At 63.9% G+C, this 12,986-nt stretch carries 12 protein-coding genes; 7 read left to right on the plus strand and 5 right to left on the minus strand.

All coding sequences use genetic code 11. The features are described 5' to 3' along the window. Positions 1-2: 2 nt before the first annotated feature. Together MJ205_RS05970 and MJ205_RS05975 are read right to left on the minus strand one after the other, a co-directional pair. Entirely contained in the window at positions 3-1,715 is a 1,713-nt protein-coding gene (locus MJ205_RS05970) for a hypothetical protein (protein ID WP_239811623.1), read from the minus strand. A gap of 191 nt (positions 1,716-1,906) precedes the next feature. After that, the gene (locus MJ205_RS05975; protein WP_021026595.1) at positions 1,907-2,152 is read right to left on the minus strand and encodes a type B 50S ribosomal protein L31; all 246 of its coding nucleotides are present in this window, start codon (positions 2,150-2,152) and stop codon (positions 1,907-1,909) included. A gap of 841 nt (positions 2,153-2,993) precedes the next feature. On the opposite strand from MJ205_RS05975, the gene MJ205_RS05980 reads away from it, so the two are divergent. Genes MJ205_RS05980 through MJ205_RS05990 form a run of 3 tightly spaced genes read left to right on the plus strand, consistent with a single transcriptional unit; the run spans position 2,994 to position 7,425 of the window. Beyond that, on the plus strand, positions 2,994-4,067 hold the full coding sequence (locus MJ205_RS05980; protein ID WP_239811624.1) for an efflux RND transporter periplasmic adaptor subunit: 1,074 nt from the start codon (positions 2,994-2,996) through the stop codon (positions 4,065-4,067). Position 4,068: 1 nt separating this feature from the next. Continuing rightward, positions 4,069-6,018, plus strand: a complete 1,950-nt coding sequence (locus MJ205_RS05985) for a MacB family efflux pump subunit (RefSeq protein WP_239811625.1) — start codon at positions 4,069-4,071, stop codon at positions 6,016-6,018. Positions 6,019-6,021: 3 nt separating this feature from the next. Then, positions 6,022-7,425 carry an efflux transporter outer membrane subunit gene (locus MJ205_RS05990; RefSeq protein WP_239811626.1) on the plus strand — a complete coding sequence of 468 codons (1,404 nt, stop codon included), beginning with the start codon at positions 6,022-6,024 and terminating at the stop codon, positions 7,423-7,425. 53 nt (positions 7,426-7,478) lie between these two features. Here MJ205_RS05990 and rho read toward each other — a convergent pair whose 3' ends face one another. Continuing rightward, positions 7,479-8,741, minus strand: a complete 1,263-nt coding sequence (gene rho / locus MJ205_RS05995; protein ID WP_239811627.1) for a transcription termination factor Rho — start codon at positions 8,739-8,741, stop codon at positions 7,479-7,481. 354 nt (positions 8,742-9,095) lie between these two features. Then, on the minus strand, positions 9,096-9,428 hold the full coding sequence (trxA, locus tag MJ205_RS06000; RefSeq protein ID WP_027010832.1) for a thioredoxin TrxA: 333 nt from the start codon (positions 9,426-9,428) through the stop codon (positions 9,096-9,098). 257 nt (positions 9,429-9,685) lie between these two features. Here trxA and MJ205_RS06005 point away from each other — a divergent pair, with 257 nt between their 5' ends. The 4 genes from MJ205_RS06005 (at position 9,686) to MJ205_RS06020 (ending at position 12,394) form a co-directional block, all read left to right on the plus strand. Continuing rightward, positions 9,686-10,183 carry a hypothetical protein gene (locus tag MJ205_RS06005; RefSeq protein ID WP_239811628.1) on the plus strand — a complete coding sequence of 166 codons (498 nt, stop codon included), beginning with the start codon at positions 9,686-9,688 and terminating at the stop codon, positions 10,181-10,183. Between the two features lie 183 nt (positions 10,184-10,366). Then, positions 10,367-10,816 carry a dUTP diphosphatase gene (dut, locus tag MJ205_RS06010; RefSeq protein ID WP_239811629.1) on the plus strand — a complete coding sequence of 150 codons (450 nt, stop codon included), beginning with the start codon at positions 10,367-10,369 and terminating at the stop codon, positions 10,814-10,816. 80 nt (positions 10,817-10,896) lie between these two features. Then, positions 10,897-11,445, plus strand: coding sequence for a glycine zipper 2TM domain-containing protein (locus tag MJ205_RS06015; protein ID WP_239811630.1), 549 nt, complete (start codon positions 10,897-10,899; stop codon positions 11,443-11,445). A gap of 160 nt (positions 11,446-11,605) precedes the next feature. Beyond that, entirely contained in the window at positions 11,606-12,394 is a 789-nt protein-coding gene (locus tag MJ205_RS06020; RefSeq protein ID WP_239811631.1) for a transporter substrate-binding domain-containing protein, read from the plus strand. A gap of 116 nt (positions 12,395-12,510) precedes the next feature. Here the strand turns inward: MJ205_RS06020 and MJ205_RS06025 are convergent, their stop codons facing one another. Further along, on the minus strand, positions 12,511-12,966 hold the full coding sequence (locus MJ205_RS06025) for a hypothetical protein (RefSeq protein WP_239811632.1): 456 nt from the start codon (positions 12,964-12,966) through the stop codon (positions 12,511-12,513). Between the last annotated feature and the right edge of the window lie 20 nt (positions 12,967-12,986).

Raw genomic sequence — 12,986 nt, forward strand, 5'->3', positions numbered from 1 at the left:
CGTCAATTCGCTTGACGACGGTAGATGACGATCTCCGCGTTCTTGTCGGTCGGACGGGCCACCGCAGCCAGGCGCTGCCACTCAGGGCCCAGCACCTCGTTGCTCGGGGTGCGCTGTGACTCCAGCGGCATCGCCAGCCAGTTGCAGGATGCGCTGGCCGGGTCGGTCAAGGTCTTGAGCTGCCAGCCGCCCTGGGCCTGCAGGGCCACAATCTGCGAACGGCTCAGGCCCCAGGCGGCCACACAGCCCGCCGATGCGGGCGGCGGCAGCACCTTGGCCAAGGCCTGCACCTGGGCGGTGTAGCTGCGGCCATAGTCCAGCATCGGCATCCAGATGCTCATCAGCAAGATCCAGCTGAGCACGGTGCCGCCGGCCGGCAGCACCAGGCTGCGCCAGATCTCGGGCCGGTTGCGGCGGGCACGCCAAAAGGCCAGCGCGCACCAGGCCAGCGTGGCCAGCACGGCCATGACAAACTGGGGCAGCGAGAACTGGGCGACGAAATCGGGGGCAATGCGCGCCACGTTGGCCGCTGGCTTGGCCGGCGTACCGGTGTAGACCGCCAACCAGATCACCCAGATAGTGATGGCCGCTGCGCTGAAAAAGAGCAGGGTGAACCAGTCGATCAGCGCTGCCATTGCGCGGCGGAAGGTAGGCAGCGCAAAGGCGGCCAGCGCGGCAAACGCGGGCAGGCCCAGCAGCAGCGCGCGGTCCGATGGCGTGGTGATGACGGTATTGACCAGCGCCAGGGCGCCCAGCAGGATCGGCAGCCACAGATGGCGGTGCACAAAGCGCCAGTCAGCCACCTGGCGGCGCCAGATCCACAGGGACCACAGCGCCAGTGGCCAGGCCGGCCAGACATACCAGACCACCAGTTCGAACAGCGGGCGCAGCTGGCGGAAGTTCTCGGCCGGCAGAATGCGCCACTGCCACTGGTGCAGATAGACCGCGAGCAGCAACGCAGCCACGCCCAGGATGGCGAACACGCCCGCAGCCTGCAGGCTGCGCGCGCGCAGCTTGGCATCCACCGGGGTCAAGGCCAGAATCAGGGCCACACCCAGACCCAGACAGACCGCGTAGGTGGGCGCGCCACTCAGCGCCAGCATCACCAGGCCTATCGCACCGACGCACAGCGGCGTGGCAAAGCGGATCGGAATGCAAGCGGCGGCGTAGAACACGAAACAGACGCCCGACAGTTGCACCACATAGCTGCTGGCTTCATGCGAAGGCTGTGCCAGACCCAGGCAGGCAATCAGTGCGAGCAGGCCGCCATCGGCCATGGCGCGCGCATAGTCAATCTCGTTGGCTTCGCCACCAAAGGCAAAGGCCACCGGGCCAGCGCCCGGGCTGCGCGCCAGGTAGTACACCGCATACCAGGTGGCCATCAGCGCCAGCCAGAGCAGCGCGGCAAACGGCAGGCGGCTGGCCAGCTCGGGCGACATGACGTCGCCAAAAGCCTGGATCGCCCAGGCGCCCAGCCAGTAGGGAATCAGGCCCTCGGTGTCCGGGCTCAAGCCCAGAATCTCTGGTGCCAGCCACGGTGTCCGCCCCTCCGCCAAGGCCAGCGCGTAGCCATAGCTGGTGATGTCCAAGGTCTTCCAGGGCGCGCGGGCCACAAAGCCGGGCACCACATAGGCCAGGCACAGCAGCAGCAGGAGTGCACGCGGCAGCGGACGGACAGCAGCTTGGGAGACGATGGCAGGGGTCGGAAAATTCACACCGGGGTACCAGAGGTGGCAAGGCTCAGCAGCTTATCAGGCCCTGCGCCAGAAATGTAGGAGAACCGCGCATCGCCTGCGGGTCAATCAACGGGGCAAATAAAAAAAGGCAGCACGTTTTCGCACTGCCTTTTGCTTTGCAAGACAAAAGGGCGCTGGGCTTTGCAGCCGCACCCTTTGGAGCCTGCAAATTACTTCTTGCCGAAACGGTTGCGGAAACGCTCCACACGGCCGCCCATGTTGTCCACCGACTTTTGGGTGCCGGTGTAGAAAGGGTGCGACTCAGACGAGGTATCCAGCTTGAACAGCGGGTATTCCTTGCCTTCGAAGGTTTCGGTTTCCTTGGTGTTCACGCAGGAGCGGGTCACAAACTTGAAGCCGTTGGACAGGTCCACGAACAACACTTCGCGGTAGTCTGGGTGAATGCCTTCTTTCATGATTCTTCCTTAGGTCAAGTGCGGGAGCCGTGCCAAGCCGGATGCAACCTCTGCATCCCAGTAAACTGGGCGTACTTTCCGCAATAAAAGCCCTCCATTATTGCATATGGTGGCTTTGTCTGCTGCAAAACCTCTGGTTTCAGTCGGCTGATGGGTGGCCGGCCTGAGGCTGAAGTATTGCAGCGCTCGGATTGACAGGGCTTGAGGCCTGCTGGCGCCCCACACGATGGCTGCCCGGCGCCACTGGAAAGAACAGCAGCCGGGCACACGAATCTGTTCAGAACCGGCGATCGCGCTTTGGCGGGCTCTGTCGCCCGGGCGGGGCAGGTGGTGGCGGCGCAGCACCCAGCCGGCCCAAAAGGGCACAACGCAGGCAGCCATCGGCGGGGCACCGGGCGTCGAGGAAAGGATCCAGCGGACAACGGACTGCGCGTACCGTAGCCGCCGACTAGCCGCATCTCCCGCAGATTCTGAGGGCCCCTTTGGCCGGACGCCGATAACAGGGTCTGGCGGCCACTGGGTGGGGCACAGCGGGTCAGTGCAGATTTGCGACCAGTAACTTGCGCTTATCGTTTTATAAGTAGGTGTTTTGATCTGGTCATCGAATGTCCATAGAAATTACAAACTAATCCCAATATTTGCTACCAGACTGCAGGCTTTGTTTCAAGACTCCTGCTTGCGCGGCGATGGCTGCGCTAGCGGGGGACCTAGGCAGGGAGGGAGCAGGGTGTCCAAACGCAAAGGGGTGTTAGTGGCAGCGCTGGTTGCCGCAGGTGTGCTGGTGGCGGGCTGCTTCTGGTTGTCGGCCAGGTCGGCGACTGCGCCGTTGTACGCTACGGCAATGGTGACCACCACAGACCTGCGCCAGACCGTGTTGGCCGTGGGCCGTCTGCGTGCGAAGGAGCTGGTGGCCGTCGGTGCGCAGGTTTCCGGCCAGGTGCAGCATTTGCATGTGGCGCTGGGCCAGCAGGTCAAGACCGGCGACTTGATTGCCGAGGTCGATGCACAGCCCCAGCAGGTGGCGCTGAGCAATGCCCGGGCGGCGCTGGCATCGCTGCAGGCGCAGTTGGCGGCCCGCGAGGCTGCCAGGCTGCAGGCGCAACTGGGTTACCAGCGCGAGCAAATGCTGCTGCAAGGCGAGGCGACCGCCCAGGCCACCTACGAGGCTGCCAAGGCCGCGTTGGTGACTGCCCAGGCGGAGGTGCGTTCGCTCGGCGCGCAGATCGAGCAGGCACGCTTGCAGGTGGAGACGGCACGCATCAACCTGGGCTACACGCGCATCGTTGCGCCGATGGACGGCATGGTGGTGGCGGTGGTCACCAAGCAGGGCCAGACCCTCAACGCCTTCCAGACCACGCCCAATATCGTGATGCTGGCCAAGCTCGATGTGATGACCGTGAGGGCGGAAATATCGGAGGCCGACGTGCACAAGATTGCGCCCGGCCAGGCGGTGACATTTACCACCCTGGGCCAGCCCGGAGTGGCCCACCAGGCGACGGTTGAACGGGTCGAGCCCGCGCCGGAATCCATCGTCAACGATGTGGGTGCAGGCGCCAGCCCCGGCGGCAACGAGGGTGCCGCGACACGGGCGGTTTACTACAACGCGCTGTTCGATGTGGCCAACCCGGATGGGCAATTGCGACCGTCGATGACGGTACAGGTGAGCATTCTGGTGGAGGAGGCGCTACAGGCGCTGCAGGTGCCCAATGCCGCATTGGGGGCACGAGATGCGGAGGGTTTGTACAGCGTGCGGGTGCGCGATGCGGCAGGCGGTGTGGCCAGCCGGCAGGTCCGCATCGGCTTGCAGACCCATTCGCAGACGCAGGTGCTGGAGGGCCTGGCGCCAGGCGAAGAGGTGGTGCTGGGCGAGGCCTTGCCCAGTGAGGGGCCGGCCGGCGGGCTGCTGGGGTTCTGAGATGCGCACTGCACTTCTGGAAATGCGCTGCCTGCGGCGCGAGTTCCCGGCCGGCGATGGCGCGGTGGCGGTGCTCAAGGACATCAACCTGCGCATTGATGCTGGAGAGATGGTGGCCATCGTCGGCGCCTCGGGTTCGGGCAAGTCGAGCCTGATGAATATCCTGGGCTGTCTGGACCGTGCCACGAGTGGCAGTTACTGCATTGCCGGGCGCGATGTATCGGCACTGGCGCCCGATGCGCTGGCAGCGCTGCGCCGCGAGAGCTTTGGCTTCATCTTTCAGCGCTACCACCTGCTGGCCGATCTATCGGCCCAGGGCAATGTCGTACTGCCAGCGGTCTATGCGGGCCTGGCCACGGCGGACCGCCAGGCGCGGGCCCAGGCGCTGCTCGAGCGCCTGGGTCTGGCAGACTGCATGCAGCATCGGCCAGCGCAGCTCTCAGGTGGCCAGCAGCAGCGTGTGTCGATTGCCCGGGCGCTGATGAACGGCGGCACCGTGATTTTGGCGGACGAGCCCACCGGTGCGTTGGACAAGGCCAGCGGCCAGGAGGTCATGCGTATTCTGCAGGAGCTCCATGCCGACGGCCACACCGTGATTCTGGTGACCCATGACATGGGCGTGGCCGCCCACGCCGAGCGCATCATCGAGCTCAGTGACGGTGAAGTGTTAGCCGACCGGCAACTGCGCCAGGCGCAGCCAAAGCAGCAGGCCAAGGCTATCGCTGCCCAACGTGGCAACTCAGCGCTGCCAGCCTGGAGTCATCGCCTGTTTGAGGCAATGCATATGGCGATGCGTGCGCTGGCTGCCCATCGCCTGCGCAGCTTTCTGACGATGCTGGGCATCATCATCGGTATTGCGGCGGTGGTCTTTGTCGTGGCGCTGGGGCGCGGCGCGCAGGACCAGGTGCTGGCCCAAATCGATAGCCTGGGCACCAGCACCTTGGAGATCTACCCCGGCCGGGATTTTGGCGACCCCAACGCCGGATCAGTGAACACCTTGGTCGCTGGCGATGTGCAGGCGCTGGCTGCACAAACCTATGTGGACAGTGCCTCTCCCAGCCTGTCGGTGCCAGTCACTGCCCTTTACAGAGAGCGTGCCGCGTCGGCCCAGATCAACGGCGTGGGCGCGGACCACTGGCGCGTGCTAGGGCTTCGGCTGGCCGCCGGACGTTTCTTCAACGAGAGTGAGGTCGAGCGCAATGCGCAGGTCACGGTCATCGACCAGCGGGCTGCGCGTGCGCTGTTTCCGCATCAGCCGTCGCCGTTGGGGGAGACTGTGCTGCTGGGCCGCATGCCGGCCGAGGTCATTGGCGTACTGGCACCGGAGACCCACAGCTTCGCAGGCCCCACGCCGAACTTTCTGGTGCCCTACACCGCCGTGTACGCACGCCTGGGCGGAAAGCACCACCTTGACAGCATCCGGCTGCGCATTGCCGATACGGTGCCCCTCGAGGCGGCCCAGCAGGCAGTGACGGCCTTGCTGACCGCGCGCCATGGCAGCCAGGATTTCTCTATTTTCAACGCCGACCAGATCCGCGAAGCGGTGAGCCGCACCGGCCGGGTGCTGACCTTGCTGATTTCATCCATCGCGGCGATTGCGCTGCTGGTCGGCGGCGTGGGGGTGATGAACATCATGCTGGTGTCGGTGACGGAGCGCACACGCGAGATCGGCGTGCGCATGGCCATCGGTGCCCGCCAGTCGGACATCCTGCAGCAGTTTCTGATCGAGGCCGTGCTCGTATGCCTGGTGGGCGGTCTGCTGGGCATCGGGCTGGCGCTGGGTGTGGGTGCGCTGGTCAGCTTGCTGCATGCGCCGTGGCAGCTGTCGTTCAGCGCCACCTCCATCGCGGGGGCAGTGGCCAGTGCGTCGCTGATCGGCATCGGCTTCGGCTTTTTGCCCGCGCGTGCGGCAGCGCGGCTCGATCCTGTCCAGGCACTGGCAAGGGACTGACCTATGCGGCGTACTACGTTATGGATCACCGTGTTGGCAGGCAGTGCGCTGGCAGGCTGTGCAGCGCCTGTCCGCACGCCCTATGTGCCGCCAGCAGTGGCCTTGCCCGCGCAGTTTGTGCATGCCGAACAAGAGGCGGCCGTTCCGCAGGAGCCGAGCTGGTGGCGCGCATTCGCTGACCCTCAGCTCGATGCCTGGATCGATCTCGCGCTGGCGCGCAACAGCGACTTGGCTGCAGCCGCGATTCGCGTGCGGCGGGCTGTGCTGGAGGCGCAGCTGGCAGCGCGTGCGCTTGTGCCGACGCCGTCACTATCGCTGGCTGGCACTGCCACGCAGCCTTTGTCGGGTGATGCCCGGGGCCTCACGACAAACGCCAATGCCCAGCTGGGGCTGAGCTGGGAGCTCGATCTTTTTGACCGTCTTGGCGCGCAGCGCGATGCTGCTGCATGGGAGGCGCAGGCCAGCTGTGAGGATCTGGATGCGGTGGCCCTGTCCATGGTCGGCTCGGTGGCCAATCTTTACTGGCAGATCGGATGGGCGAACGAACGCATCGGCCATGCGCAGCACAGCCTGGCCTATGCCCAGCGGATACAGGCCTTGGTGGCTTTGCGTTACCGCAGTGGCGCAGATTCTCGTCTGGCCTTGCGCGAGGCGGAGCAGGCGGTGGCGCAGCAGCAGGTGGCGCTCAGCCAGTTGGTGCAGAGCAGGGCAGAGCTGCGCCAGACACTGATGGTGCTCTTCAACGGCGCGCCGCCCGGTCTTGAGGCGGAGCCACCGCGCTTGCCGGCCAACGCCCTGCCGCCTGTCAGTGCAGGGCTGCCAGCCGAACTGCTGGGCCGCCGGCCGGACCTGCGCGCGGCCGAGCTGCGGCTGCGGGCCGCACTGGCGTCCAGCGATGCCGCTGCAGCGCGCCTGTATCCGACGCTGTCGTTGACGGGGTCGCTGGGCACATCCAGCCAGGCACTGTTGCAGGTGCTGGCCAACCCTGTGGCCAGCTTGGGCGCCAACCTGAGCTTGCCCTTCCTCAACGCACGGGAGCTTGGCCTGGCTGCCGACATCGCCCGCACGCGCCATGAGGAGGCGGTACTGAATTTTGGCAAGACCCTCTATGGTGCGCTGGCCGAAGTCGACAAGGCGCTGTCGGCGCGCGCGCAGCAGATGCAGCAATTGGACTGGTTGCGCCTGGCGCTTGAAGAGAGCCAGCAGATAGAGCGCCTCTACGCCATGCGCTACCGGGCCGGGCAGGCGCCGCTGCGTGAATGGCTCGATGCCCAGGAGCGCCTGCGCAGCAGTGAATTGGCCCATGGGTCGGCACGCCTGGCGCTGCTGCAAAGCCATCTGGCTTTGCAGCAGGCCTTGGGCGGTGGCGTGGACGGCGTGGCCGGGGTCCTGAGCGCTGCGCCATGAAAAAACCCTCCGTGTGGGCGGAGGGTTGGCAGGCGCGAGGGCGCTGAAGGGGGTTAGCCGCCTCGGCGCATCATGTCGAAGAACTCGACATTGCTCTTGGTCTGCTTCATGTTCTTGATCATCAGCTCCATCGACTCGATCTCGTCCATGTTGTACATGAACTGGCGCAGGATGCGGGTCTTTTGCAGGATCTCGGGGGCCAGCAGCATCTCTTCGCGTCGGGTGCCGCTCTTGTTGAGCTCGATGGCGGGGAAGACGCGCTTTTCGTACAGGCGGCGGCTCAGGTGCAGTTCGCTGTTGCCGGTGCCCTTGAATTCTTCAAAGATCACTTCGTCCATGCGGCTGCCGGTGTCGACCAGGGCGGTGGCGATGATGGTGAGCGAGCCACCTTCTTCGACATTGCGGGCCGCGCCAAAGAAGCGCTTGGGGCGCTGCAGTGCATTGGCGTCCACACCACCGGAGAGCACCTTGCCCGACGAGGGCACGACGTTGTTGTAGGCGCGGGCCAGGCGGGTGATGGAGTCGAGCATGATGACGACGTCCTGGCCCATTTCCACCAGGCGCTTGGCGCGCTCGATGACCATCTCGGCCACGTGCACGTGGCGGGCGGCGGGTTCGTCAAAGGTCGATGCAATGATCTCGCCCTTGACCGAGCGCTGCATTTCCGTCACTTCTTCAGGGCGCTCGTCAATGAGCAGCACCATCATGTGCACATCGGGGTAGTTGGCGGTGATGGCGTGTGCAATGCTTTGCATCATCATGGTCTTGCCGCTCTTGGGGGGCGCGACGATCAGTGCGCGCTGGCCACGGCCCACAGGCGCAATGATGTCGATCAGGCGGCCGGTGATGTTTTCCTCGGCCTTGATGTCACGCTCCAGACGCAGCTGTTCCTTGGGGAACAGCGGGGTCAGGTTCTCGAACATCATCTTGTGCTTGTTCTGCTCAGGGGGCAGACCATTGACCTTGTCGAGCTTGGTCAGGGCAAAGTAGCGCTCGCCATCCTTGGGGGTGCGCACTTCGCCTTCAATCATGTCGCCGGTGTGCAGATTGAAGCGGCGCACCTGGCTGGGGGAGATGTAGATGTCGTCGGTGCTGGCGGTGAAGCTGGTATCGAGGCTTCGCAGAAAGCCAAATCCATCAGGGAGGATTTCCAGAACGCCATCGGCAAAAACCTGTTCACCGGCTTTGGCCCGCTTCTTGATGATCGCAAACATCAACTCCTGTTTGCGCATGCGGCCAGTATTTTCAATTTCAAGCTCTTCTGCCAGCTTGAGGACTTCAGACACGTGCAGTGCCTTGAGCTCATTTAAGTGCATGGATGGACTCCAGAACGGAGTAACTGTTAGAGGTAGGGGGAATGCAGAGCCGGTGCAATAAGCGGGAGACCGCGAAGCCGGAGACCATGCGTGATCTATTCTTGGTCGGAATACGATCGGTGATCTGAATGAAGATTATAGACAGGTTGCTGTACGAACATCCCGCTTGAATTATCAACTATATGTATCAAGCGGGACAGAGAGCGGCTAGGGTTTTTGATTTTCTTATAAAAATTATAGATAAATCAAAAGCTTGAAAAAGCAAAAAGCACGGCGCAAACCGTGCTTTTGGTGGCCATAGCCGCTCTGGCGGGATGCTGATGCGGATGTTGCGCTGGCATCCCGGGGCTGAATTTAGGCGAGTTGCTCGTCCAGGAAGGCCGTCAGTTGGGCCTTGTTCAACGCGCCGACCTTGGTCGCGGCCAGTTCGCCATTCTTGAACAGCATCAGCGTGGGGATGCCGCGGATGCCGAACTTGGCCGAAATGGCACGGTTCTCGTCCACATTGACCTTGGCGATCTGCAGCTTGTCCTTGTAGCTGACCGACACTTCTTCCAGCACCGGAGCGATCTGCTTGCAAGGGCCGCACCATTCAGCCCAGAAGTCCACCAGAACATTGGTGTTGGGTTGCAGTACATCGCCTTCAAAGCTGGCTTCGTTGGTGTGCTTGATCAGGGATTCCGACATGGCAGGTTCCTTGTTAAATATCGGGTTTCTAGGCAGCGGGGATGCGCCATGGACAAAAGTTGAGGCCATTGTGACAGAAAGCAAGGCCGGGCGCAGGCAACGGACGCCGCATCTGACGCGTTGTAGGGGCGCTGGATGTCAAGCACAATGCGCTCTCAGAGGGAAAGCGTCCCGGGCATGCAAGGCTGCTATGCCGGAGTTTGAAACTATCAATCGCTGCCTCCACTTGCAGGTGGCCGCGCCAGGAGGAGATGCAATTGGCACTGCTGAACAGGGACACAGCCTCTGTCTACGACACGCCGCCCCACGGCGACTTTGTGCGCTATGTGGAGCAGCTCATCGCCCGGCAGAACACGGGCGCCGCCCATGCGGCCGGCAGCACGCAGCGCCCGGTGCGGCCGCGCCAGGGACAGGGACAGGCGCTATCGGGGGCATCCGGCCAAAAGGCAAGCCACAACCCGATTGCCGACCAGGCCCAGGAGCTGCTTGACCGCATCCGCCAGATGGACCAGACGCGCAAGGACAAGCGCCCAGGCGCGGCGCAGACAGTGACCGCCACTGCGCGCAGCAACTCGGGCGCACCCAGCACATCCATCTTTTCTCCCGCTGGCGATGGCGCGGCCCCTCAAAAGTCTTTCAGCGGCTTCAAGCTCATCGGGCTGCTGATTGCCGCGATCCTGGGCATCATGTTCCCGCCGCTGGGCATCGTGATGCTGATTGCGGCGTTCAGAAAAGGCTGGTCCCAGAAGGGTTAGCGCTGGGCAAAGTCCCTGCGGTGGGGCGGCTGCGGCAGCGCCGGGCCGGGGCGGCAGACAGCGCAGGCGCGGGCCGGCGCATTTGTATGCATACGGTAAATGCTTGTAGGCCTGTGCACCAACTGGGGCGCCGGGCGTTGTGTATATGCTAGCCTTCGCTGCATTGCTAGTTGAACCACCACCATGATTGTTGACCTGAAGATTCTCGACCCCCGCATGCAAGACCAGTTGCCCCAGTACGCCACCCCCGGTAGCGCTGGCCTGGATTTGCGTGCCTGCCTGGATGCACCGCTGACCCTGGAGCCCAATGCCTGGCAACTGGTGCCCACCGGGCTGGCCATCCATCTGCGCGACCCCGGTTATGCCGCCATGATCCTGCCGCGCTCGGGCCTGGGCCACAAGCATGGCATCGTGCTGGGCAACCTCGTCGGCCTGATCGACAGCGACTACCAGGGCCAGCTGATGGTCAGCGCCTGGAACCGCAGCACCCAGCCCTTTGTGCTGCAGCCGATGGAGCGCCTGGCGCAGATGGTGATCGTGCCCGTCGTGCAGGCGAGCTTTCAGGTGGTGGAAGATTTTGGCGATGTGTCCGAACGCGGTGCCGGGGGCTATGGCTCCACCGGCACGCGATAAGCCGCCGCACCGTATTGAACCTGGCAGGGCGCGGATACCCTGACCCCCAAGCCATTTTTGTGATCTGAAAGGAGAGCGCAATGTCTCAAACCAATCCAAGCTCGCGCAGCATGCTGCAACGCGCAGGCAAGCTGGGCCTGGCCCTGGCGGCCACCTCGGTGCTGGCGGCCTGTGTGCAGGCACCTCCGCGTTATGACAACCGCTACCCGCAAGGCCCCGCGCCCCAGCAACAGGGCAGCTACCCGCAGCAGGGCGGCTACCCGCAGCAGCAAGCGCCTTACGGCATGGAATATGGCACCGTGGCCAATATTGAAGAGCTGCGCTCGCAGTCGCGCAGCACCTCGGGCGTCGGCGCCATCCTGGGCGCGGTGGTGGGCGGCGTGCTGGGCAACCAGGTCGGTGGCGGCTTTGGCCGTATGGCCGCTACCGCCGCCGGTGTGGCCGGTGGTGCAGCAGCAGGCAATGCGCTGGAGCAGTCGTCCAATGGCGGCCGCAGCACCGTCAGCGGCTACCGCATCCATATCAACCTGCAAAACGGCGGCCAGCGCATTTTTGATGTGCCCAACCCCGGCGACCTGCGCCCGGGTGACCGCGTGCAGATCAACCAGGGCCAGATCTCGCGTTATTGATCGCCGCAGTGCCTGCTGCGCTTGGGTGAACCCCGATGGGCAGGCGGCGGGCGCCGGGAGACAATGGCGCCGCGTGTCTCAAAAAGCGTGTACACCGCAACGGTGTGCACGCTTTTTTGCGAGATATTCCCTCCCGATTGTCGAAACACCAAGGTGCCCCATGTTCCAGAAGAAAACCCATGTTCTCGCCGCGATGGCTGTCAGCGCGACCGCGCTTGCTGCGCTGTCTCTGCCTGCCCAGGCGGGCCCCCGGCTCGATGCCATCCTGCAGGCCAAGGTGCTGCGCGTAGGCACGCCGGGCGACTACCGTCCGTTTGCGATGAAGGCCGATGGCAAATATGCCGGCCATGACATCGAGGTGGTGGAAGCCATGGCCAAGGAGCTGGGTGTCAAGGTCGAGTATGTGGATACCACCTGGCCGAAGCTGATGCAGGACCTGCAGGACAACAGGTTCGATGTGGCCGTGGGCGGCATCACCCGCAATGTGGCGCGCCTGAGCAAGGTGCAGATGCTGCCCGGCTATGCGCCGTTCGGCAAGGTGGCCCTGGTGCGGGCAGCCGACAAGGACAAGTTCACCACACCCGAGAGTCTGAACCAGGCCAGCGTGCGCGTGATCAAGAATCCCGGCGGCACCAACGAAGCCTATGTACTGCAGAACCTGAAAAACGCTCAGGTGAGCACGCATGACAAGAACGCCGAGATTCCGGGCCTGATCGCCGAAGGCAAGGGCGATGCGATGATCACCGAGACCTATGAGGCGCTGCACTACAGCAAGGCCGATCCACGCCTCTACGCCGCCTACCTGGACAAGCCGCTGACCCCCGTCAACCAGCTGGGCTTCATGCTGCCGGTGGACGATGCCGACTACCAGCGCGTGATGCAGTACACCTGGGACGTGCTCGCGCTGCGCGGTGTGCTGCAGCAAGAGGCGCAGAAATGGCTGAAGTGATCCGCTAGGTCACCTTCGACACCCGCCGACAAGGCAGCGCATGGCAGGGCCCGGCCGCTGTTGGCGCAACACTGAGCGGGCCCAAGCCCGCTGGTTCTTTGGCGGTGCGGGTGGGCTTATTCCAGCGGCTCGTCTTCAGGTGTGCACTGGCGCTTGAGGCTCTGCGCCTCGTAGTCCAATGTCTGCTTCATCGCGCCGCCAAGCAGGGCTGCATCGATATGCAGATGAAAGTTGTCACCGGTATTGGTCTGCTTGGCCTGGGCGGTCAGCATCTTGCCGCAGGTCACCGTCCAGCTCTTGTTGTTCTTGTCCAGCAGCTTGCTGTCCTTGATACGGCATTGGCTGAAGTGCTTGGACAGGATCAGGTCGGGGTAGAGAAAGCCTTCCTTGTCCACCAGCTCGGGGCCGATGCAGCGGTCCTTGGTGCGGGGGGGCTTGGCCGCCTTGTTGCCGATGGCCGATTTGGTCTCGGTGACGGAAAAAGCGCCCGGTTGGGCAGCATGGGCGGGCAGGGCAGCCAGCAGCATGGCACACAGGCCGGCGCTGGCGATCCAGGTCAATGTTGCGTTCATCGGAGAACTCCTGAGCGGCG

This window comes from Comamonas sp. B21-038 (assembly GCF_022387135.1).
GTDB classification, from domain to species: Bacteria; Pseudomonadota; Gammaproteobacteria; order Burkholderiales; family Burkholderiaceae_C; genus Comamonas; species Comamonas sediminis.

Coding starts and splice junctions, on each gene's coding strand:
- MJ205_RS05975 (WP_021026595.1), bottom strand. CDS start 2,152: ATGAAAGAAGGCATTCACCCAGACTACCGCGAAGTGTTGTTCGTGGAC.
- MJ205_RS05980 (WP_239811624.1), top strand. CDS start 2,994: ATGGTGACCACCACAGACCTGCGCCAGACCGTGTTGGCCGTGGGCCGT.
- MJ205_RS05985 (WP_239811625.1), top strand. CDS start 4,069: ATGCGCACTGCACTTCTGGAAATGCGCTGCCTGCGGCGCGAGTTCCCG.
- MJ205_RS05990 (WP_239811626.1), top strand. CDS start 6,022: ATGCGGCGTACTACGTTATGGATCACCGTGTTGGCAGGCAGTGCGCTG.
- rho (WP_239811627.1), bottom strand. CDS start 8,741: ATGCACTTAAATGAGCTCAAGGCACTGCACGTGTCTGAAGTCCTCAAG.
- trxA (WP_027010832.1), bottom strand. CDS start 9,428: ATGTCGGAATCCCTGATCAAGCACACCAACGAAGCCAGCTTTGAAGGC.
- dut (WP_239811629.1), top strand. CDS start 10,367: ATGATTGTTGACCTGAAGATTCTCGACCCCCGCATGCAAGACCAGTTG.
- MJ205_RS06015 (WP_239811630.1), top strand. CDS start 10,897: ATGTCTCAAACCAATCCAAGCTCGCGCAGCATGCTGCAACGCGCAGGC.
- MJ205_RS06020 (WP_239811631.1), top strand. CDS start 11,606: ATGTTCCAGAAGAAAACCCATGTTCTCGCCGCGATGGCTGTCAGCGCG.
- MJ205_RS06025 (WP_239811632.1), bottom strand. CDS start 12,966: ATGAACGCAACATTGACCTGGATCGCCAGCGCCGGCCTGTGTGCCATG.